This window comes from Luteibacter sp. CQ10, assembly GCF_040900725.1.
Classification (GTDB): domain Bacteria; phylum Pseudomonadota; class Gammaproteobacteria; order Xanthomonadales; family Rhodanobacteraceae; genus Luteibacter.
Genome location: NZ_JAEUYM010000001.1, coordinates 108,427 through 129,672, shown reverse-complemented (window position 1 = coordinate 129,672; position 21,246 = coordinate 108,427). Strand labels below are relative to the sequence as shown.

General features: G+C 68.4%; 24 protein-coding genes and 1 pseudogene. 18 read left to right on the top strand and 7 right to left on the bottom strand.

What is annotated here, in order from left to right; translation table 11 throughout:
• Positions 1-10: 10 nt before the first annotated feature.
• Both JNG39_RS00635 and JNG39_RS00630 read right to left on the bottom strand, forming a co-directional pair.
• A complete protein-coding gene (locus JNG39_RS00635) occupies positions 11-301 on the bottom strand; it encodes a 4-oxalocrotonate tautomerase family protein (RefSeq protein ID WP_368309072.1) in 291 nt (96 codons plus the stop codon).
• 18 nt (positions 302-319) lie between these two features.
• Positions 320-1,030, bottom strand: a complete 711-nt coding sequence (locus JNG39_RS00630) for an SDR family NAD(P)-dependent oxidoreductase (RefSeq protein ID WP_368309071.1) — start codon at positions 1,028-1,030, stop codon at positions 320-322.
• Between the two features lie 79 nt (positions 1,031-1,109).
• Here JNG39_RS00630 and JNG39_RS00625 point away from each other — a divergent pair, with 79 nt between their 5' ends.
• The 12 genes from JNG39_RS00625 to JNG39_RS00570 all read left to right on the top strand — a co-directional run bounded on the left by JNG39_RS00625 (position 1,110) and on the right by JNG39_RS00570 (position 12,138).
• Complete coding sequence (locus JNG39_RS00625; RefSeq protein ID WP_368309070.1) at positions 1,110-1,994, top strand: LysR family transcriptional regulator; 885 nt, start codon at positions 1,110-1,112, stop codon at positions 1,992-1,994.
• A 76-nt stretch (positions 1,995-2,070) separates the two neighbouring features.
• Positions 2,071-2,439: a BlaI/MecI/CopY family transcriptional regulator gene (locus tag JNG39_RS00620; RefSeq protein ID WP_368309069.1), complete on the top strand. Its 369-nt coding sequence runs from the start codon at positions 2,071-2,073 to the stop codon at positions 2,437-2,439.
• Positions 2,436-3,551, top strand: coding sequence for a M56 family metallopeptidase (locus JNG39_RS00615; protein ID WP_368309068.1), 1,116 nt, complete (start codon positions 2,436-2,438; stop codon positions 3,549-3,551). The genes JNG39_RS00620 and JNG39_RS00615 overlap by 4 nt, the downstream gene beginning before the upstream one ends.
• Positions 3,552-3,620: 69 nt before the next feature.
• A complete protein-coding gene (locus tag JNG39_RS00610) occupies positions 3,621-4,355 on the top strand; it encodes a TlpA family protein disulfide reductase (RefSeq protein ID WP_368309067.1) in 735 nt (244 codons plus the stop codon).
• 157 nt (positions 4,356-4,512) lie between these two features.
• Complete coding sequence (locus JNG39_RS00605; protein WP_368309066.1) at positions 4,513-4,851, top strand: P-II family nitrogen regulator; 339 nt, start codon at positions 4,513-4,515, stop codon at positions 4,849-4,851.
• Positions 4,841-6,121 (top strand): ammonium transporter, encoded by a 1,281-nt coding sequence (locus JNG39_RS00600; RefSeq protein ID WP_368309065.1) that lies wholly within the window; start codon positions 4,841-4,843, stop codon positions 6,119-6,121. The genes JNG39_RS00605 and JNG39_RS00600 overlap by 11 nt, the downstream gene beginning before the upstream one ends.
• 85 nt (positions 6,122-6,206) lie before the next feature.
• Complete coding sequence (locus tag JNG39_RS00595; protein WP_368309063.1) at positions 6,207-6,998, top strand: universal stress protein; 792 nt, start codon at positions 6,207-6,209, stop codon at positions 6,996-6,998.
• 101 nt (positions 6,999-7,099) lie between these two features.
• The gene (locus JNG39_RS00590) at positions 7,100-7,591 is read left to right on the top strand and encodes a universal stress protein (RefSeq protein WP_368309062.1); all 492 of its coding nucleotides are present in this window, start codon (positions 7,100-7,102) and stop codon (positions 7,589-7,591) included.
• Between the two features lie 28 nt (positions 7,592-7,619).
• On the top strand, positions 7,620-7,850 hold the full coding sequence (locus tag JNG39_RS00585) for a hypothetical protein (RefSeq protein WP_368309060.1): 231 nt from the start codon (positions 7,620-7,622) through the stop codon (positions 7,848-7,850).
• 100 nt (positions 7,851-7,950) lie between these two features.
• Positions 7,951-9,249 (top strand): NRAMP family divalent metal transporter, encoded by a 1,299-nt coding sequence (locus JNG39_RS00580; protein WP_368309059.1) that lies wholly within the window; start codon positions 7,951-7,953, stop codon positions 9,247-9,249.
• A 145-nt stretch (positions 9,250-9,394) separates the two neighbouring features.
• Positions 9,395-10,129 (top strand): response regulator, encoded by a 735-nt coding sequence (locus JNG39_RS00575; RefSeq protein WP_368309058.1) that lies wholly within the window; start codon positions 9,395-9,397, stop codon positions 10,127-10,129.
• A complete protein-coding gene (locus JNG39_RS00570; protein WP_368309057.1) occupies positions 10,126-12,138 on the top strand; it encodes a PAS domain S-box protein in 2,013 nt (670 codons plus the stop codon). Before JNG39_RS00575 ends, JNG39_RS00570 begins: the two co-directional genes overlap by 4 nt.
• Here JNG39_RS00570 and JNG39_RS00565 read toward each other — a convergent pair whose 3' ends face one another.
• Positions 12,139-12,849: a Crp/Fnr family transcriptional regulator gene (locus tag JNG39_RS00565; RefSeq protein ID WP_368309056.1), complete on the bottom strand. Its 711-nt coding sequence runs from the start codon at positions 12,847-12,849 to the stop codon at positions 12,139-12,141.
• Between the two features lie 202 nt (positions 12,850-13,051).
• Between JNG39_RS00565 and JNG39_RS00560 the strand changes: the two genes are divergently transcribed.
• The 5 genes from JNG39_RS00560 to JNG39_RS00540 all read left to right on the top strand — a co-directional run bounded on the left by JNG39_RS00560 (position 13,052) and on the right by JNG39_RS00540 (position 17,946).
• Positions 13,052-13,447, top strand: a complete 396-nt coding sequence (locus tag JNG39_RS00560) for a universal stress protein (protein WP_368309055.1) — start codon at positions 13,052-13,054, stop codon at positions 13,445-13,447.
• A 92-nt stretch (positions 13,448-13,539) separates the two neighbouring features.
• Positions 13,540-16,137 carry a cation-translocating P-type ATPase gene (locus tag JNG39_RS00555; protein ID WP_368309054.1) on the top strand — a complete coding sequence of 866 codons (2,598 nt, stop codon included), beginning with the start codon at positions 13,540-13,542 and terminating at the stop codon, positions 16,135-16,137.
• Positions 16,100-16,522: a universal stress protein gene (locus JNG39_RS00550; RefSeq protein ID WP_368309053.1), complete on the top strand. Its 423-nt coding sequence runs from the start codon at positions 16,100-16,102 to the stop codon at positions 16,520-16,522. Before JNG39_RS00555 ends, JNG39_RS00550 begins: the two co-directional genes overlap by 38 nt.
• A 72-nt stretch (positions 16,523-16,594) precedes the next feature.
• Positions 16,595-17,047, top strand: a complete 453-nt coding sequence (locus JNG39_RS00545; RefSeq protein ID WP_368309052.1) for a universal stress protein — start codon at positions 16,595-16,597, stop codon at positions 17,045-17,047.
• Positions 17,048-17,067: 20 nt separating this feature from the next.
• A complete protein-coding gene (locus JNG39_RS00540; RefSeq protein WP_368309051.1) occupies positions 17,068-17,946 on the top strand; it encodes a universal stress protein in 879 nt (292 codons plus the stop codon).
• Between the two features lie 5 nt (positions 17,947-17,951).
• Here JNG39_RS00540 and JNG39_RS00535 read toward each other — a convergent pair whose 3' ends face one another.
• The 3 genes and pseudogenes from JNG39_RS00535 to JNG39_RS00525 all read right to left on the bottom strand — a co-directional run bounded on the left by JNG39_RS00535 (position 17,952) and on the right by JNG39_RS00525 (position 19,315).
• On the bottom strand, positions 17,952-18,068 hold the full coding sequence (locus tag JNG39_RS00535; RefSeq protein WP_368310786.1) for a hypothetical protein: 117 nt from the start codon (positions 18,066-18,068) through the stop codon (positions 17,952-17,954).
• A 59-nt stretch (positions 18,069-18,127) separates the two neighbouring features.
• Positions 18,128-18,370, bottom strand: a pseudogene (locus JNG39_RS00530) (MBL fold metallo-hydrolase); the annotation flags it as partial.
• 48 nt (positions 18,371-18,418) lie between these two features.
• Positions 18,419-19,315 (bottom strand): universal stress protein, encoded by an 897-nt coding sequence (locus JNG39_RS00525; RefSeq protein WP_368309050.1) that lies wholly within the window; start codon positions 19,313-19,315, stop codon positions 18,419-18,421.
• Between the two features lie 153 nt (positions 19,316-19,468).
• Here JNG39_RS00525 and JNG39_RS00520 point away from each other — a divergent pair, with 153 nt between their 5' ends.
• Positions 19,469-19,891: a universal stress protein gene (locus JNG39_RS00520; protein ID WP_368309049.1), complete on the top strand. Its 423-nt coding sequence runs from the start codon at positions 19,469-19,471 to the stop codon at positions 19,889-19,891.
• Positions 19,892-19,904: 13 nt separating this feature from the next.
• Here the strand turns inward: JNG39_RS00520 and JNG39_RS00515 are convergent, their stop codons facing one another.
• Positions 19,905-21,182, bottom strand: coding sequence for a nucleotide sugar dehydrogenase (locus JNG39_RS00515; protein ID WP_368309047.1), 1,278 nt, complete (start codon positions 21,180-21,182; stop codon positions 19,905-19,907).
• Between the last annotated feature and the right edge of the window lie 64 nt (positions 21,183-21,246).

Below are 21,246 nucleotides of genomic sequence, written 5' to 3'. Positions count from 1 at the left end.
ACGCTCCGCATCACGCACGTCGAGTTCGAAGCGAACCTTGGCTCAACGGTTCGGACCGCGACGCCTGGCCACGCTCCCGCTCGCGCCGTCGGCGGTAATCTTCCAGCGGAAGGCCACCCTGCCCGAGGTCGTCGATCTCGTGTTCGTGGAAAACGACGGTGGTGTCTTCGTGAGGCTTGCCCATGACCTCGAAAAGCAGGTCGGCGATGCCCTTGTAGACGGCGGCCTTCTGTTCTCGCGTGGTGCGCTCCGCACCCGGTTGCGTGCCCTCGCGGGTCACGAGAATGTTGACGATAGGCATGACGTTCTCCTGGCAGGGTCAGCGACCGGCGATGAGGCCGCCGTCGACGTGGAGAATCTCGCCGGTCGAGAACGCGGCGTCCTCGAGATAGAGCACGGCGCGAACGATGTCCTCAACCTCGCCCAGCTTATTCATCGGATGGAACGCGGCCAGTTGGTCGACGATGTCCGGGTGGTGCATGGGCGTACGGATGATGCCGGGGGCGACGGCATTCACGCGGATGCCGCGCGCCGCGTATTCGATCGCCAGGCTCTTGGTGGCGGCGTTCATCCCGCCCTTCGTCAACATGGCGATGAACGCCGGCGAGAGCGAGCTGGCGAACTCCGCCGTCGACGCCGTGATCTGCACGACATGGCCGCCGCCCTGCGCCAGCATCACGGGGATGACCTCCCGGGTGGCGAAATAGAAGCCATCGAGGTTGGTCTTCAGCTTGAGCCGGTAGTCCTCTTCCGTGTAGTCGGTGAACGACTTGCCGATGAAGATGCCGGCGTTGTTCACCAGGGTGTCGATGCGCCCGAAGCGGTCCAGGGCCGCCGCGACCAGGCGCTTACCCGTTTCCGGGTCCCCGATGTCGCCGGCGACGGTCACGACGTCCGGTTCGTTCGAGGGCCGGATCGAACGCGAGGTGGCGACGACGCCATAGCCGCGGGCACGGAACCCGTTCACGAGGCCCTCTCCAATACCCTGCGATGCGCCCGTGACGATGGCGACTTTCTTGATCTTCGACATGATTGCCTTCCTGTGTGGTTGCGTGATGGGCAAAAGGTAGGGCACTGTCGGGAGCCGGAAAATTCGCTATCTGCGATCCATGGCTGATCAAAAACGTACAGACATCGACTGGCAGGACGTCCGCGTGTTTATCGCGGTAGCGCGGCAGGGCAGTCTCTCGGCCGCGGCCCGGATGCTGTCGGTCACCCACGCCACCGTCGCGCGCAGGCTGCAGTCGCTGGAGCAGAGCCTCGGGGAAAAGCTCCTCGAGCGGCGTGTGGAAGGCTATGTTTTGACGCCGGCCGGCACGCAGGCGCTCGAGGCCGCGAGCGACATGGAACACGCCGCGCAGATCCTGGGACGCGGCATGGCGGATGCCACGCCGCGCGGACTGGTGCGGATCAGCTCGTCACCCGGACTGTCGGGCGGTTTCCTGGCCGCGCGCCTGCCGCTGCTAGCGGCCCGCTTTCCGAAACTGGACATCGACCTCGCCCCGGCGCTTCGTTCGGTGAGCCTCGAACGTCATGAAGCCGATATCGCGCTTCGGTTCGACCAGCCCAGGGATGGTGACGTCATCGCGCGCCCGCTGACCACCGTCGGCTACGGGTTCTACGGAACGGAGGAGGCATGCCGTTCCGTCGAAGCGGGTGGCGAGCCGGTCTTCATCGGCTTCAACGAGGCGGATGCCTATCTGTCGCAAGCGACATGGTTGTCCAGGCATTTCCCCCGCGCGCGCGTGGTATTCCGCGCCAAGGACCAGTTCCTCCAGTCGATCGCCGCGCGATCGGGCGCCGGCCTTGCGCTGATCCCACACTACATCGGCCGAGGCGACCCGCTGCTTCGCTCGTGCGATCTCGGATCGCTGCCGCCGAGCCGGGACGTCTATCTGCTCACCCGTAGCCGGGACCGGAAAGACGCGTCCATCCGGGCGGTCGCCGACGCGGTCTTGGGCATGTTCGAGGCCGAACGCGATCTGTTTCCCTGATTCTCCCGAACCAGGCATGGGGAGGCGGACGCTACAAGTGTAGTATCGTAGCGACCAGTCAGCCCGCGGAATCACCATGGTCCTTTCCGATAGCGAAATGGAAGTCCTCAAGGCCTTGTGGGAGAAGAGCCCGCAAAGCGCACGGGAGCTGCACGATGCCCTGTCCACCCGCACCGGCTGGGCCGTGTCCACCACGCGCACGGTACTCGAACGCATGCGCGGCAAGGAACTGATCGTGCGCACCGAGTCGCACGGATTGGCCGTGTTCGCGCCGGCGCGGTCCAAGGTCGAGGTGCTGGGCGATTCGCTGGCGCATCTGTTTCGCGAGGTGTTCGAGGTGCCTGGCGGCGTGCCGGTGTCGGCGTTGACGGGCAGCGCCCTGCTCAACGACGACGAACTGGCCGAGCTCGATCGCATGCTCAACGGACGCAAGCGCAAGCGATGACGGCTCTCGCGCTGGTCGTGGCCTGCGTGTGCTCGCTCGTGGCCGGTACGGGCATGGTGGCGACGCTGGCTTGCGTCCAGGACGGGCTATCCGCCGCCGCACGCCACCGCTGTGGGGCGACGGCGTTCTGGCTTACCGCGATGCTGCCCGTGGCGGCCGCGGCGGCTCACCCGTTCGTACCCTCTACGACGTGGGACGCGCCGCATGCGGCCATCGCCGCGCTTCTGCCCGATGCGTTGCCGGCGCAGTCCTGGCTGGCGGCCGTCGCGGACGCCTTGTCGATGGTCGTGCTCCTGCTCGCCTCGGCGGGTAGCCTGCGGCTGGCGATCAGGCTCAGGGCCACCGCGCGCCTGACCAGGCGGGTACGGACGACGGCGGGGAACGCGGTGCCGGTGCTGCTCGCCGACGTGCACGGCCCCCTGCTCCTCGGCTTGCGCCGGCCGATGGTGATCCTGCCCGAAGCGGCGCGTGGTTATCCGACCGCGGTCATCGACGCCCTGGTGCGCCACGAACGCGCTCACGCGCACCGGTACGACAACTGGCGCCTGTGGGCGGAATCGTGGGCCATCGCGCTGTTGCCATGGTGCTGGCCATTGCATCGCCTGCATCGGATCGTGCTGGCGGCAAGGGAAGAAATCTGCGACGCGGTGGCATTGCACGGCACCGACGACGCCACGCGAACCGGATACGGCCGCGCGCTCGTGGATGCATTGCGTCGATCCGCGCGGGCGCACGCCGGCGTATCCACCGTGGCCGGGCATCGCGAGGCGCTGCACCGGCGGATGGCCGCCATCCTCGACCCGTCGCCATTCCGTCCGCTGCCATGGCGGCGCCGTCTTGCCGCCCTGGTGGCCCTGGCCCTCGGCTGGGTGGCTGCGGCATCGGCATGGAGCTTGGACACGGAACTGGAAACGCTAGCGGGGCTTCGTGGCATGACCCTGCGCTTCCAATCGCTGGCGAATGGCACTCCCGACCTTTACAGGGTGACCACGATGGGCGGGCCGCCCGCGTCCACCGGGCGCTCCTTCACTCCCGGGACGTATCGCGTGAGTTTCGAACGGCGCTCGAACGGGACGTGGCGCGTGGTGTCGGAACCGGCGGCCGACGACTGAGCGTCGTGCTTGCACGCATCACGCTACATATGTAGCGTACAGGTTACTTACGTAGCCCAGGAACGCCTCGTGTCCAAGCGCCTCGCCGCCTTCGCCCTTTCCGCCGCCAGTGCCGTTGCCATCGCCTCGCCGTCCGGCGCGGAGGAAACGATTCCTCCCGCCATGCGGGACCAGCTCGCCATTCCGCACGATTACCGGCTCACCTTCCAGGATCAGGACGGCAAGCCGCTTTCCTATGCGCGCTTCCGGGCCGCGATGGCCGCGCGACCCTTCGACGTCATCAAGGACCCGGCGGGCCACCAAGCCATCCTGAAGCTCGAAAGCGACGCCCGGATCGCCCAGAACCTGGCCGAACACGCCAAGCCGAAGGCGCTCGCGGCCGAAGGCCATCCTTTCCCCTCGTTCCACGCCACGACGCTGGACGGCACACCCCTTTCCACGGCCTCGCTTCATGGCAAGCCTTTCGTGGCGAGCTTCTTCTTCGCGCAATGCGGTCCGTGCATCGCCGAGACGCCCGTGCTGTCGGCGTTCCACCGGGCGCATCCGGACGTGCAAGTGGTCGCGTTCACCTTCGACGACGCCGCCACGGCCCGGACATTCGTGAAGGAACGCGGTCTCAACTGGCCCGTGGTGAGCGATCAACAAGCGCTGGCCGACCAGGCGGGCATCACGGTCTACCCCACCATCCTGCTGGTCGACGGCCAGGGCATCGTCGCGAAGGCCGCGCATACCGACACCATCGCACCGAAGGGTCGGCAACTCGACCTCGCCGACCTGGGGCGGTGGGTCGGCACGCCGCGCTGAGCGACCCTGGAGGCATGCACCAAGGCGAGCCTTCAAGTCGCTCCACTTTGGTGCATGTCGCGCGGACCGCCCGGTGCGCCGCCCGCCACGCCATGGGTCCAGGCCATGGCACGTTTCATGCTGCCCTGCGGCAAACCAGCCGACGGGGAACAACTGCATGAAGTGGATCCAGGCGATCATCAAGCCGTTCACGCTGGACGACGTGCGCGAAGCCCTCGCCGAAGTGGGCGTGCATGGCATGACGGTGACCGAGGTCAAGGGCTTCGGCCGGCAGCACGGCCACACCGAGCTCTATCGCGGGGCGGAGTACGTGGTCGATTTCCTGCCCAAGCTGAAGATCGAGATCGCCGTGACCGACGACACCGTCGAGCGCGCCATCGAGGCCATCACGGGCGCGGCGCGCACCGGCAAGATCGGCGACGGCAAGATCTTCGTCACCGAACTGGAACAGGCCATCCGTATCCGCACGCAGGAGGTCGATGCCGATGCGCTCTGAACCCATCCTCGCCCTCGCCCAGACCATGAAGCTCGATTCGGGCGACACCGCCTGGATGCTCACCGCCAGCATGCTCGTGCTGCTGATGACCATTCCCGGCCTCGCCCTCTTCTACGGCGGCATGGTGCGCGCGAAGAACCTGCTGTCGGTGTTGATGCAGTGCTTCGCCATCACGGCGCTGGTGACCGTGCTGTGGGTGGTCTACGGCTATTCCGTCGCCTTCGACACCACGGGCATGACGGCGGGCACCACCAACCTGCATTCGTTCGTCGGCGGTTTCGGCCATGCCATGCTCGCCGGACTGACGCCCGGCAGCCTGTACAACACCGTGCCCGAAGCCGTGTTCGTGATGTTCCAGATGACCTTCGCGATCATCACGCCGGCACTCATCGTCGGTGCCATCGCCGAACGCATGAAGTTTTCCGCGCTGCTGCTGTTCACGGCGCTGTGGTTCACCTTCGCCTACCTGCCCGTGGCGCACATGGTGTGGGCCGGCCCGGGTTCGCTGCTCGGCGACCTGGGCGTGATCGATTTCGCCGGCGGCACCGTGGTGCACATCAACGCGGGCATCGCCGGCCTCGTCGGCTGCCTCGTCATCGGCAAGCGTCGCGGCTATCCGCACACGCCGATGCCGCCGCACAACCTCGGTTACACGTTGATCGGCGCGAGCATGCTCTGGCTGGGCTGGTTCGGTTTCAACGCCGGTTCGGCCGTGGCGGCGAACGGCAGCGCGGCGATGGCGATGCTGGTGACGCAGATCGCCACCGCCGCCGCCGCGATCGGCTGGACGGCCGTGGAATGGATGACGCATCGGCGGCCGAGCGTGCTCGGCATCGCCTCGGGTGCCGTGGCCGGCCTGGTCGCCGTCACCCCCGCGGCGGGAACCTGCGGACCCGGCGGCGCGCTGGTGATCGGCCTGGTCTCCGGCGTGGTGTGCTTCTTCTGCGCCACCCGGCTGAAGCGGCGCCTCGGGTACGACGACTCGCTGGACGTGTTCGGCGTGCACGCCGTCGCGGGCATCATCGGCGCTCTGCTCACCGGGCCGTTCGCCACCCCGTCGCTGGGCGGATTCGGCACGGTCGATGCCGCGTGGCTGCAGCTGTGGATCCAGTTCAAGGGCGTGGCCTTCACCGTCGTCTACAGCGCGGTGGTGAGCTGGCTGGTGCTCAAGGCGCTCGCGCTGACCATCGGCCTGCGCGTCGACGAAGAACAGGAGATGGTGGGGCTGGACCTGTCGCTGCACGAGGAGAAGGGCTACAACCTCTCCTAGCCCTGCCCGGTTTGATCTGCATCAACCGGAGGCCTCCCGCCGCGACCCTAGACTTCCCCATCGACCTCGATGGGGAACGCGTCGCATGGACATCCTCGTGGACATCCGGGCGTCCGAACGGGATACCACTCACGTTCGCGTGGCCTTCGAACTGGCCAAGCGATTCGATGCCCATCTGACGGGGCTGCAGATCGTCGACCTCGATGCGAGCCTCGTCGTGCTGCCCGAGCCGCTGCTCGTGCTGGAGGACGAGGAAAACGCTGCCCGGCGCAAGCGCGAATGGTGGATGGATACCTGCCGCAACAGGAAGGTCGGCGGCGAATGGGAAGTGCGCCGTGGCTCGCATCGCCGCGCGCTGGTCCGTCGGGCGAGCCTCGCCGATCTCGTGGTGGGGCGGCTGGAATCGATGAGCGTGGGCATGCCGCTGGGCACGGCCATGCTGGCCCGTGCGCTGATGGCCCGGGTCACGCCCATCGTGCTGGTACCGGACGGTGCCGCGATCACGCCGATGGAACGCATCCTCGTGGCCTGGAACGGATCGTCGGTTTCCCTGCGCGCCATCCGCAACGCGCTTGCCTTCCTGCGATCCGCCCGCCACGTCACGATCCTGGCGGGCGACCCGGGAAGCCGTTCGCGCAAGGAAGCCGATCCGTGGCTGCGCGCCTGGCTGGAGCGGCATGCCATCGTCTACACGTGGGTGGACATGGACGACGACGACCAGCCTTCGCAGGCCATGCGCACGCATGCCAGGCAGACACACGCCGATGCGGTGGTCATGGGTGCCTGGGGACGGTCGCGCCTGCGCGAACTCGCCCTGGGCGGCACCACGCGACAGATGCTGTCGCACGACGACCTGTCGCTCATCCTCTCGGCATGAAACGACCGCCCGCACCGGACATTTCCTTCCGGATCACGCCTCGGACGAGGTCCTGGACGGACTTCGACCTCTCGGGGCGGATCGAGGACACGTTTCGTCGCGTGCTGGTCGCTACCGACGGCTGGCCGTCGTCGGCACCGGTCATCGCGACCGGCGTCGCCCTGGCGCGCGCGATGGACGCGCCAGCGACCATCGTCCATTCCATGATCGCCTGGAAGCGATGGGGCCTGCTTCGATCCCTCTTTCCGGCGGCCGACGTGCCCGCCACCCCCGAACGGCTCGCCCGCGCGGAGGATTGCCTGAACCGGGCGCGCATCGTCGCCCTCTACGCGGGCGTGCCGTTCGAGACGTGGCTGGCCTTCGACCCCGATCCGGTGAGGGCCGTGCTGGACGCCGCGCACGACACGGACGCCAGCGTCCTCGTGCTCGGTGCCGACGATACGATCGACCGGCTACGACCCGGCCACGTGATCCGCCGGATCGTGGCCGGGTCGAGGGTCCCGGTGCTGGTGGTTCCCCGTCTTCGCAAGCGCCCGGTGGGCGCGGACGTCTTCGCTCAAATGCGAATCACTATCTCGCAAAGGAGTCGCTAAGCTCTGCCGCTGCCGACAGGTCTTTCGCATGAGCTCTTCGCACTCTCCCGCCTGCACGTGCCGCGTGGTCTTCGAAGACCACGCGTTTCGCGTGACATGGACCGTGACGAAAGACGGTTACAGCGAAACGCACACGTTGCCGGAGGCATTTTCCCGCGCGGGTCGCGCCGTGGAACAAGGCATGGCGGCCGCGCGACGACGCGCCGCCGAACTGGAACAGGACGACCGCCCCTCATCCCCCACGCCGCCCCGCGACTGATTCACCGCCACCCGGATGCCGATTGATCCCGGTCAAGCCGCGAGCGCGGCGCGTTGCCGATGCTGCCCCCCATGTCCGACTTCGCCATGACCGTGACCCGATGACCACCGCGATGCCCGACCCGACGCCCACGGCACGTCACGCGATCGCGTCGCCTTCGCATCATGGATTGCGCCGCCGACTGGGTGCGGGGCTGGTGAGCGGCGCGGCGGACGACGATCCCAGCGGCATCGCCACGTATTCGCAGGTCGGCGCGCAGTTCGGCTACGGCATGCTCTGGACCACCGTGGTCACCACGCCGCTGATGATCGGCATACAGACGGTGAGCGCCCACGTGGGACGGGTGACCGGACGCGGCCTGGCGGACAACATGTGCCGCGTGTTTCCCCGCCCGCTCGTGGCGACGCTGGTGGCCCTGCTCGCGATCAACAACATCATCAATCTCGCCGCGGACGTCGGCGCGATGGGGCAGGTACTCGCCTTGCTCACCGGAGGTCCCGCCGCGGTCTTCGCGCTGGCATGCGCAGGGGTGTCGCTCGCCCTGGAAACGTTCGTGCCGTTTCCGCGCTACGCGCCGTTGCTGAAGGCGATGACGATGAGCCTGTTCGCCTACGTGGCGACGGCCTGGGTCATCGACGTGCCCTGGCGCACCGTCGCCGCCCAGGCATGGCGCGTGCATGTCGACAGGGACGCGGCGGTCGCGGTGACGGCCGTGTTCGGCACCACCATCAGCCCCTACCTGTTCTTCTGGCAGGCGTCCCAGGAAGTCGAGGAGGAAGGCGCCGACGACGCCCAGCGCCCGCTTACGGAAGCCCCGGAACAGGCGAAGGATGCATTCCGGCGCATCGGGTTCGATACCGTGGTGGGCATGGTCTTCTCCAACGTGGTGGCCTTCTTCGTCATGCTCACCTCGGCCGTGGTGTTGCACGGCGCGGGCATCGTGCAGGTACGCGATGCCGCGGACGCGGCGAGGGCGCTCGAGCCGCTCGCCGGCCATTTCGCTTCGCTGCTTTTCGCCATCGGCATCCTGGGCACGGGATGGCTCGCCCTTCCCGTGCTGGCCGCCTCCGCGGCCTATGCCGCGGCCGAAGTGACGGGAAAGCACGCCAGCCTGGGGCGAACGGTGAAACAGGACGTCGCGTTCTACGCGATGCTCGCCGCGGCCACGCTCGCCGGTACCGCCATCGCGTTCCTGCCGATCGATCCGTTCCGCCTACTCTTCGCGTCGGCCGTCATCAACGGCGTCATCGCGGTCCCGCTCATGGTGGGCGTCATGGTGATCGCGATGCACCTGCGTACCATGGGCCCATTCGCCGTCCGCGGTCCGCTGCTGTGGCTGGGCTGGACGGCGACGGCCGTCATGGCCGCCGTGGCGGCGGGTGCCGTCGGCCTGCTTTGACCGCCATCCTTTTGGTGGATGGGATGCGGCGCCAGAGTCTGTTAATTTTGAAAGCGCTGTGGTCGCCGTGAGGCAGTCTCGTCACGAGTGAGAAAAATCGACCATGGCCGCTGACATACGCAAACCACAGGTCGGGGGGTACGGCATGGTTTCGAATGATCGGCCGGGGGACTGCCTGCTGATCGTCGACGACGACGACGACGTCACGCTCCTCTTGTCGCGCTATTTCACGGCCCACGGCTTTCATACGGTCACGGCCGCCGACGGCGAAGAGATGCGCCGGCGCCTGGGCGAATCGCGCGTCGACCTCATCCTGCTCGACCTGGGGCTGCCGGGCGAAGATGGTTTGTCCATTACCCGGTATCTCAACGAAACCTGGCGTGGACCGGTCGTCATCGTCTCCGGCCGGGGAGAATCGGTCGACCGCGTCGTCGGCCTGGAACTGGGCGCCGACGATTACGTCAGCAAGCCCTTCGACCTGCGCGAACTGCTGGCCCGGGTGCGCACCGTGATGCGGCGCTGGCGGCAATCGCAAACCGCGCCGCCGCCCCGCGACGACACCCACGAAATCCGCTTCGAGGGCTATACGCTGGACACGCGCGCACGCACCCTGCGGTCACCCGAGGACCGGCCGATCGAGCTGACCTCCGGCGAATACGCGCTGCTGCGCGTGCTGGTCGAGCATCCCCACAACGTGCTGTCGCGCGACCAGTTGATGTCGCACCTGTACGGCCGCAACGCGGGACCGTTCGACCGCGCGATCGACGTGCAGGTGGGACGCCTGCGGAAGAAAATCGAACCCGATCCGCTTCGGCCGCGCCTGATCAAGTCGGTGCGCGGCGCGGGTTACATCTTCACCCCGTCGGTAAGCGTGTCGTGAACCAGGCCACCCCCATGGAGGCCGAGCTGTTCCAGGCGCTGTTCCGGACCGCCCCGGACGCGATGATCGTCGTCGATCGCCGGGGCACGATCGTGCTGGCCAACCCGCAGGCCGATCGCCTCTTCGGCTATCCCGGCGATTCCCTGCGCGGCCGCCCCATCGAGGATCTCCTGCCGGCGTCCGTACGCGAGGTCCACGTGGCACATCGCACGTCGTACATGGCCAATCCGCGCGTGCGCCCGATGGGCGCCGGCTACGAGTTGACCGGCGTGCGCGCGGACGGCACACCCTTTCCGGTGGAGATCGGGTTGAGCCCCGTCTCCGGCGACGGATCGCTGTTCGCCGCATCGATACGCGACATCTCCGAGACGCAACGCGCGCGGCAGGCGCTGGCACGGGCCCACTACGACGCCAGCCTCGCCGACATCAGCCGGCGCATCCTGATTGCCGCCAATCACGAGGCGGCGATGGCGGAGATCCCGGCCATCATCGCGTCCACGCTGGCGGTGCCCGCCGTGGCGGTGCTGCTGCCCGATCTCCACGGACGATCTTTCCGCATCGCCGCGGCGCATGGCGTCCACGTCCCGTTGCGCGACGCGCTGGCCGATGGCGAATGGCTCCGGGAGTTGCTGCCCCAGCTGCGGTTCACCGCCGAGGAAGGCGCCATCGTGCGCGCGAACATCCCCATTCCGCTGCCGGGTCCGCCAGGGGATTCACAACCGGCGGACGCGATCCTCGCGCCGCTGCCCGACCGGGAAGGACCGTCGGGTTACATCGTGGTCATGGTGCCGCGCGGCGATGCCGTCGATCGCGATCGCCAGCACTACGTCAGCTCGATCGCCAACATGCTGGCGGCCGCGATCCAGCGGGGGCGCAGCGAAGAGCAACTGGCGCATGCCCAGCGACTGGATGCACTGGGACAGCTGACCGGCGGCATCGCGCACGATTTCAACAATCTGCTGACCATCGTCTCCGGCAACCTCCAGTTGCTGGAGATCGACCTGCCGGAAGACCCCGTCGTGCGCGAGTCCATGTCCAGCGCATCACGGGCGGTGGAACGGGGATCGGCGCTCACGCGCAAGCTGCTGGCCTTTTCCCGCCGCCAGCGACTGAACCCGCAACGGGTACGCAGCGAACTCCTGCTGGCCGACCTCAACGACATGCTCGGCCGCACGCTGGGGGAACGCATCCGGGTCGTGGCCGAATGTCCCGACGGTCTGCCGCCCGTCTTCGCCGATCCCGGCGAACTGGAAGCGGCCATCGTCAATCTCGCCCTCAATGCGCGCGACGCGATGCCGCGCGGCGGCAAGCTATCCATCGCCGCGCGCGTCCACGAGCAGCCGCAGGACGACGACGACCTGCCCCAGGGCACCTACGTGGTGTACTCCGTGATCGACACCGGCGAGGGCATGCATCCGGACGTGCTCGCCCGCGCGCTGGAACCGTTCTTCACCACCAAAGGCCCCGGCAAGGGCAGCGGCCTGGGCCTGAGCATGGTCTACGGCTTCGTGAAGCAGTCGCGCGGCCGCCTGGTCATCGAGAGCCAGCTCGATAAGGGGACTCACGTCGATATCTACCTGCCGGTCGCGCGTGGCCGCGACACCCCGCCGGTGGCGCCCACGGGCGCGCTCAGGGGGAACGAGACCGTGCTGGTCGTGGAAGACGAGGCCGAGGTGCGGCGGGTCGCCGTCGCATTCCTGCGCGGGCTCGGCTACCGGGTGATCGAGGCGGAGAGCGCCGCCAGCGCGCAGACGGCCTTCGAACGGAACGCGGACATCGATGCCGTGTTCACCGACGTGGTGCTGGGCGACGGCGAGTCGGGGTTCGACCTCGCGGACCGGCTGCGCGCCTTGCGTCCCTCGCTGAAGATCATGATGGCTTCCGGCTACGAATACGGCTCGTCCGAAAACGACCTCAGCCGCCTGGACGGTCGCCAGCTGCTGCGCAAGCCCTATCGCCGCGAACAGCTGGCCGCGGCGCTGCGCGCCCTGCTCGACGGCGACGCCTGATCACGCGGCTTCCGCGCACGCCATGGAGCGAAGCCCGTCGACGTCGAGCAGGCGCACCTCGCGGCGGCGCACGTCGATGTAGTGCCTGTCGGCGAGGTGGCCGAGCACGCGGCTGACGGTCTCGTGCTTGAGCGCCAGGAAGCTGGCCATGTCCAGGCGGCTCATCTTGAGGATGAAATGCCGGGCGCTGTAGCCCAGCCGGGCATGCCGGGCGGCCACGTCGATGAGGAACGCGGCCACGCGAGGTTCGGCGGCCAGCGTGCCCAACAGCAGCATCCACGAACGATCGCGGCGAATCTCCGCGGCCAGGGCGGCTTGGATCTGCTCCTGGAGGCCGGGAAGGGTCGCCCCCGCCTTCAGCACGGCCGGGTAGGGCAATTCCCAGGTCTCGCTGTCTTCCAACGCCACCGCGTCGCACGCGTACGCGCCCAGGCCGATCGATTCCACGCCGAGCAGTTCACCGCGCATCTTGAAGGCGGACACCTTTTCCCGACCGTCCTCGGCGAGGTCGCTCACCTTGTACGAGCCCGCGTGCACGAGATGGATGGCGCGGAACGGCTGCCCCGAGCGATACAGGTGATGTCCCGCCACATGCTTGCGTCGCACGATGGGCAAGGCCTCGCGCAACGCCTCGATGTCGATGGCCGGCAACACCGGCGCGCCTTGCGGCGCGAACGATGCGTTCGCAAACGAATGCAACGTGCTGTTCATGCCACTCTCCCTCGCCATGACCGTGCGAGGAAAGCATAGGCGCCCGGCCGCCACGGACGTCGACAGCCACGTGACGGCGTGTAACGGTGTGTAACGATGCGGGCGAGACGCAGAAACACACACACCAGTTGACGGCCGTCAATGCCGTGCCGTTCGTTTCGCCTACTCATGTGGCCTGGACCCACTGCCGGAGCCGGCTCCCTTGTTCCGACACCTTCTCGTCGTCGTCGATGACCGGCCCAAAGCCTTCCGCGCCGTTCTCATGGCGCTGCGGCTGGCCCGTTGCCTCGGCTCGCCCGTCACCCTGGTCTACGTCGTGCGCAGGCTGCGCGATGCGCGTGCGCAGTCGCCCCCCTCGTCGCGCGAGGGCGTCACGCGAGGCGACGTTCTGTTCGCCAGGGCGCGCCGCGTGGCGGTACGCCTCGACGTCGACTGCGCTTGCCGGTTCGCTTTCGGATACGAACGGGACGGCATGATCGCCGAGCTCACCACGCGGTACGCGAGCGATCTGGTGATCGTGCCCTCGGTCGACGACGACGGACCGATCGCGCACGTGCGCGAGAGGGAAACGTCCACCGACGTGCTGGTCTGTCCCTGACGTGTGCGCCTGCGCACGATTGACCCAGATCAAGCCCCCTTACCAAGGACACGCGACGATGGCCTCGATATCGTCCCGCGCGAGGCCACGCCATGAGCAGTACGCCACCTTCGACGGATGCGATGCGCGGACTCGACGACGACGAAGCCGCGCGTCGTCTGCTCCGCGACGGCGCCAACGTGTTGCCCGGCGGGGAAACCGGTCGCTGGCTGCACGTGCTCTGGGGCGTGCTGGCCGAACCGATGTTCCTCATGCTCATCGCCGCGGCCGCGATCTACGCCTGGTTGGGCGACCGGGCCGAAGCGGTGTTCCTCGGCGTGTCGGTCGCGATCGTGGTCGCCATCACGATCGTCCAGGAATGGCGGGCAAGGGAAGCGCTCGCCGCATTGCGGGAGCTGGCGACGCCCGTCGCCCATGTGATCCGCTCCGGCAGCGAGCGTCGCGTGGCGGCCACGGAGGTCGTCGTGGGCGACGTGCTGGTGCTGAGGGAAGGCGACCGCGTTCCAGCCGATGGCCTGCTGCTCGAAGGCACCCTCATGATCGACGAGTCGCTGCTTACGGGCGAATCGGTGCCGGTCGAACACGGGCCGGGGGTTCGGCCGCCGACCGACCCCGTTCGCGCCGGAACGCTGGTCGTCGGCGGCGTCGCACGTGCGCGGGTGACGGCCACCGGCGGACGCACCGCGTTCGGCGATATCGGCAGGGCGCTGGCCGGGCAGCAGGCATCGCCCTCCCCTATGCAACGCGCCGCGAGGCGCCTGGTCCGCTTCTTCGCGATCGCCGCCGTGCTTCTCGCCCTGGGCGTGGGCGCGGCGAACTGGTGGTCGGGACGAAGCCTCATCGAGTCCGCCCTGGCCAGCATCGCCCTGGCCATGGCCATCCTTCCGGAAGAGATTCCCGTCGTGCTCGCGGTGTTCTACGCCCTCGGCGCACGTCGTATCGCCCGCCGTGGCGTGCTGGCCCGCCGGCTCGCCGCCGTCGAAACGATGGGCGCCATCTCCCTATTGGCCGTCGACAAGACGGGAACGCTGACACAGAACCGAATGGCCGTGGCGATGCTTTGCGACGCACCCGGCCGCGTGCAGGACGCGACCTCGCCCGCCGACGACGCGCTCGATCGCCTGGCCTGCACCGCCGCGACGGCATGCGACCCACGATCCATCGATCCCACCGACATCGCGATCGTTGCCCACACGCGGCGACGAGCCGACGGCCTGCCTCCCGAATGCGCCGCCGCGCCGGTGGCGGCCTTCCCCATCGGCGACGGCCGGTCGTACGTGTCGCGCGTGTACGCAGCGGGCGACGAGGGGCGTTGCCACATGGCCACCAAGGGGGCGCCCGAAGCGGTGTTCGCCCTGTGCGATATCCCGCCTGAGGCCCTTGCGCGATGGAGCGCGCAGGCGGCGACCCTGGCTGCCAGGGGTCTTCGCGTGCTCGCGGTGGCCCGCGCGACGTTACCCGCCGGTACCGTGTTGCGCTCCCCCGCCGAGCGACGCCATGAACTGCTTGGCCTGGTCGCCCTTGCCGATCCGTTGCGCGCCGACGTGCACGCCGCCGTCGCCGAGTGCCTCGCCGCGGGTATTCGCGTGGTGATGCTCACCGGCGATCATCCGGCCACGGCGGTGTCGATCGCCCGGCAAGCGGGCCTGTCGTGCACTCACGTGCTGACGGGCGCGGATATCGATGCCGTGGACGACGACGAACTCGCGCGCCGGGTCGCCGAAACGGACGTCTACGCGCGCGTGCATCCCATGCAGAAACTGCGATTGGTGCGCGCCTTCCGGCGGCACGGCGACGTGATCGGCATGACCGGCGACGGCGTGAACGACGCACCCGCGCTGCGCAGCGCGGACGTCGGCGTCGCCATGGGCGTCCGCGGTACCGACGTGGCGCGCGAAGCGGCCGACCTGGTGCTGCTGAACGACCGCTTCGCTTCCCTGGTGGCCGCCATACGGCTGGGGCGTCGCGTCTACGACAACATCCGGCGCTCGATGCGATTCATCGCGGCCGCGCACGTTCCCGTGGTCTGCCTCGCCGTGGCACCGCTGGTCATGGGATGGCCGCCGTTGTTGCTGCCCGTGCAGATCGCCCTGCTGGAGATGATCATCGACCCGTCGTGTTCGCTGGTGTTCGAAGCCATGCCCGAGGACGACCGCGTGATGCGCCGTCCGCCGAGGCGCACGAGCGAGTCGCCCTTTGCCGCCGCCAACCTCGCCGTCGGGCTCGTCCAGGGCGCGGGCCTGGGCGCCATCCTCGTCGGCGGCCACGCCTGGTCGCTCGCCCACGGGCTGCCCTTCGCCACCGCCGGGCTGTCCACGTTCCTCTCGCTCCTGGCGACGACCCTGCTGCTCGTCCTCGCCGGCAGCCGCGGCCGGTATCGCCGGATGGCGCCGTGGCTGGCGGCCGTCGTCGCGGCGACGCTGGCCATCGGCGCCGCGGCGACGTTCGTGGTGCCGGTGCGATCGCTGCTCGGCTTCGAAGCGCCCGTGCCGGCGACGCCGATCGTCGTGGCGGGTTGCACGCTCGCCGGCGTTGCATGGCTGGCACTCGTATCGATCCTGTCGCGTCGATGGGCATCACGGCATCCCCACCGGATCGACGCCCCTTCGCATGCCACGTCCCGCTCGTTCCCGATGCAAAGGAGACCGATCCATGAAGATCCTGATTCCCGTCGACGGGAGTGCGCATAGCCTGCGAGCCCTTCGTTTCGTCATCCGCCAATGGCCGGACTCGGACAACGGGCCGTCGTTGCACCTGCTGCACGTCGACGTGCCGCTCAACGCGCACGTGAGCGGCTTTCTCGATCCCGTCGCCATGGCGCAGTTCCATGCCCATAACGGCGCCTGGGCCCTGCGCCCGGCGCGCAGGATCCTGGCCCGCGAAGGCCGCCTCCACGAAGAGTCGATGCACGTGGGCGATCCGGCCGAGGACATCGTGCAGGTCGCGCGCAAGGGACGCTTCGACCTGATCGCGATGGGCTCGCACGGCAGGGGCGCCGTGGGCAGCATGTTCCTCGGTTCGGTGGTGTTGAAGGTACTGGCCAACTCGCGGATACCCATCGTCGTGGTGCGTTGATCCGCGCTTGACCCAGGTCAATGGGCACGCACGGCGCGCAGGCCATGATGGATCGGCACTGGAGGATTCCTCATGTTCAAGCACATCCTCATCGCCACGGACGGTTCGTCCGTGGCCACCATCGCGACCCGCACCGCCGTGGAACTGGCGAAGATCTGCGGCGCGACGCTCACGGGCATCCACGTCATCGAGCCGTTCCGGCCGACCACCTACGGCGAGATGATGATTCCGTCGAGCGAAACGATCTACCTCGACAACGCCCGCGAACTGGCGGGACGTTACCTGCAGGACGTGGAACAGACCGCTGCCGCGGCCGGCGTGCGTTGCCATACGCTCTACGAGATCGGCGCGCCCGTCCACTGCACGATCGAAGAGGCCGCCAAGGCGCGCCACTGCGATCTGATCGTCGTCGGTTCGCACGGCCGGCGCGGGCTGCAACGCCTGTTGCTGGGAAGCGAAACGCAGAAGATCCTCCTGACCACGCAACTGCCGGTGCTGGTCTGTCGAACGCCCAATCCCAATTGATCGGCCATCCGGAGTACGACATGTCCCTTTTGACCACGCCTGTCGATGTCTCCTCGCCGACGATGCAGACCTGCCTTCCGGCGATCGGCGACGTCATCGTCATCGTCGGTTCGCAGCGTGACGCTGCCTCGTACGTCGGCCAGCGCCTCGCGGCGCGCGCCCAGGGCGCCGTCACCGGCTGCGCACTCCCGCCCGCCTTCCTGCGCGGCACCCGAAACCTCCAGGAACCGACGGTGCCGCCACCGGGCCCCGCGGCGGTGATCGATCACTCGCGTGACATGGCACCGGGCGGGGATGGCGACAGTTTCGTGCGAATGGCCCGCATGACCGGGGCCCACCACAGCAGCTGGGCCGCCCTCGAGATCGACGTGGCGCACGGCCTGCGATCGCTCGCCACGTGGCATGACCTCGTCGTCGTGCAGAAGCCCGCCGACGGCGGCACGTCCCTGGACGGTTTCGACGAACTGCTGCTCGGGATGGGCATTCCCTGTCTCGTGCTGCCGACGGTCTGCGCGCCCAACGCCGTCTTCGACCGCGTGGTGATCGGCTGGGACGGGAGCGACGCCGCCACGCGCGCGATTCGCGCAGGCCTTCCCTTGCTCGCCGCGGCCAAGGACGTGCTGCTGCTCGATGGCGCGACGCGCAAACGCCGGAACTCCCTTCCCGTCTTCGACCCGACGGCGTTTCTCGCCCGGCACGGCATCGAGGTGACGCGCAAGCGCGTGGACACCACGGCCTCGGCCGCCGGTGCCGTGCTGCTCGACAGGAGCCGGCGCTTCAAGGCCGACCTGCTGGTCATGGGCGCCTACGGCCACTCCCGCCTCCGCGAACGCCTGCTGGGCGGGGCCACCCGCCACGTGCTCACGCACGGCGCGATCGCCGTCCTGCTCCATCACTGATCGCCTCAGGCGAGCCGGCAGGCCTCTTCGTACCCAGGACACACTGCCGCGACGCCGCGGCGCTGCAGCGTCTGGCGCATCGCCGCCATGCCACGGGTGGGCTCGCCATGGACGAGAAACACCCGCTGGCGCGGTTCGTCACCGAGCCAGGCGAGCAGTTCGGGCGCATCGGCGTGCTCGGCCCGGTGAACCCGTCGCGAACCAGCTTGGGCAAGCGGCCGCAGTGATCCAGGTGCGCATGCGTCAGCAGCACGGCGTCGATCGACCGTGGATCGAAGCCGACATCGCGAAGGTTGGCTTTCACCGCGTCGCGGGAGCCCTGGAACAGCCCGCAATCGACGAGCACCCAGCTTTCGCCGCATTCGACCAGGTGGCACGAGCCGGTGACGCCGAGGGCCGCGCCGTGACAGGTGTAGACGATCATGGAGCGGCGCTCCGGCCGGTGGATGTCGACGCGCGAGGGCTCGCCAGCTCAATGCGAAAAGAGGATGGGCACCGGCGAATCGAAGAACAGGTCGCGCGTGGTACCGCCGATGACCCATTCGCGCAGGCGCGTATGCCCGTAGCCACCGGCGACGATGAGCTGCGCTTTCGCGCGGCTGGCCCGGTCGAGGATGACGCCGCTGACGTACCGGCCCCGCGTTTTTTCGGTAACGACGTGCGCCGTGACGCCATGGCGCTCGAGGTGGGTGCAAAGCGTCGTGCCGAAGTTCGCCGCATCCTCCAGGAAGTTCGCCGTCGGGTCGACCATCAGGATCTCCACCGACTCGGCCGCTTCCAGCAGCGGGAGGGCATCGTGGACGGCACGGGCCGCCTCGCGCGTATCCGACCATGCCACGAGGGCATGCCGGGGCGGCAACTTCGGGGGCTCGCGATCGCCGGGCACGAGGAGCACCGGCCGTCCCGACTCCAGGAGCAGCGCGGCGAAACGATCGTGGATCGCCGCGGCATCCGAGGAGGCGAGCGGCCGGCCGATCACGCTGAGGTCGGCGCGTCGCGCCGCCGTCGCCGCCATGCCGGCCACCGACTCGTAGAACGCCTCGAACGTGCGGACGCGGCCTTCCACGCCCAAGGGCGGCAACCGGCGCTGGAACTCGGCCGAGCGCCTTGCGGCCTGCGCACGCAGGTCGGCATACCGCGACGTGCACGCCGGATCGGGCATGAGTGCCCAGGCATCCACGGCCGGCAACGGCATGGCCAGCACCTGGACGATCTCCAGCTCCGCGCCGTATCGACGCGCCAGCGCCGCTGCGGCGGCGAGCGCGGACACATCCCCGGGCATGTCCGTCGTGACGACCGCGATGTCCCGGAAGATGGAAAGCTCACGCGAAGCGGTCGCGGATGTGTGCATGGCCGGCGTGGATGACATGGCTAACCTCGCGTGGAGACCGGGAACGTTGGGGCCATCGTCGGCGAACGATGCCGACCCGGTATTGATCCATGTCAAATGCCGGATCGCGCGTCGCGGCAATGCTTCGTTCATCGATGCCGATGCGCCGGATGTCCCGGTCGGGGTGCAACCATGTTCGACAACGTCCTGCTCGTCGCCGACGGATCGGAAGAAGGTCGCCTCTGCACGAGGACGTGCATCGAACTCCTGGCCAGGACGGGCGGCCGGCTTCATGCGCTCTACGTGACCGCGCCCATGCCCGCGGTGGCCATGGCCGCCGACCTGATCGAAGGCGATGCCTGCCACCAGCGGCTATGGGAGCGCGCCCAGGCCGGGCTGGACGAGGTCACGTCGCTGGCCTTGGCGCACGACGTGCCGGTCGTTACCCACCATGCCGTGGACACCCGCAGCGCCATGGCCATCCTCGACCGGGCCGAAAAGTGTCATTGCGACCTCATCGTGCTCCCCGGGCATTCGCACCAGGCACGCCTGCTTCGCCACGCGGCGCGCGACGTCATACGCGATGCGGCCGTTCCGGTGCTGGTTTTTCCCTGAGCGCGGGGCCGCTTCAGAGCCGCCCGTCCACCTCGTGCTGCGGCAGCACCGACTTCACGTCGTACACCACCGCGCCGGGCTTGCCGAAGCCGCGAATCCGTTCCGCCCCGAACGCACGGAATTCGTCGTGCGCCACGGCGACGATCACCGCATCGTAGGCGCCTTCGTCGATCGCCTCCACCGGCCGCACGCCGTACTCGCGTTCGCAGTCGTGCGCATCCACCCACGGATCGTACACGTCGACGTGGGCCATCGACTGGCGCAACTCGCGCACGATGTCGATCACGCGCGTATTGCGCAGGTCGGGGCAGTTTTCCTTGAACGCGAAACCGAGGATCAACACGCGCGCATCCACGATGTGCAGGCGCCGCTCGCTCATCAGGCGGATGACCCGGTCGGCCACGTACGTGCCCATGCGGCTGTTGATGCGCCGCGCGGCGAGGATCAGCTCGGGGTGGTAGCCGGTCACCTCGGCCTTGTGCGTGAGATAGTACGGATCGACGCCGATGCAGTGGCCGCCGACGAGCCCGGGGCGGAACGGCAGGAAGTTCCACTTGGTGCCGGCGGCCTCCAGCACTTCCCCGGTATCGATGCCCAGGCGGTTGAAGATCAGGGCCAATTCGTTCACCAGCGCGATGTTGACGTCGCGCTGCACGTTCTCGATGACCTTGGCCGCTTCGGCAATGCGTACCGAGGAGGTCTTGTGCGTCCCCGCGCGGATGATCGTGCGGTAGAGCGCGTCCACGCGCTCGGCCGCTTCCGGCGTGGAGCCTGAGGTGAGCTTGCGGATGTCCACCACGCGACGCGCGTGGTCGCCGGGATTGATGCGCTCGGGGCTGTAGCCGCAGTGGAAATCCACGTTGAAGGCCAGGCCCGACCCTTCCTCGAGGATCGGCACGCACACCTCTTCGGTGGTGCCCGGATACACGGTGGATTCGAAGATGACCAGGTCGCCACGCCGGAGCATGCCGCCGAGCATGCGGCAGGCCTTCTCCAGCGGACCGAGATCGGGCCGCTGCGCTTCGTCGATGGGCGTGGGCACGGTGACGACGTAGACGTTGCAGCCGGCCAGGTCGGCCAGGTCGCCGCTGTAGCGAAGGCGCGCGGCGGCGGCCAGCGCCGTGGCGTCCACTTCCATGGTGTGGTCGCGCCCGGCCCGCAGCTCGGCGATACGCGCCGGATCGATGTCGAAGCCGAGGGTATCGAAGTGCTTGCCGAACTCGACGGCCAGCGGCAGGCCGACGTAACCGAGACCGACGATGCCGATCCGCGGATCAGGAGTGAGAACCATGTGGCGCCCAGGCTTCCAAAAGAAACGAAGCGTACACGCCACGGGCCGCCGGGAGTACCTCCCG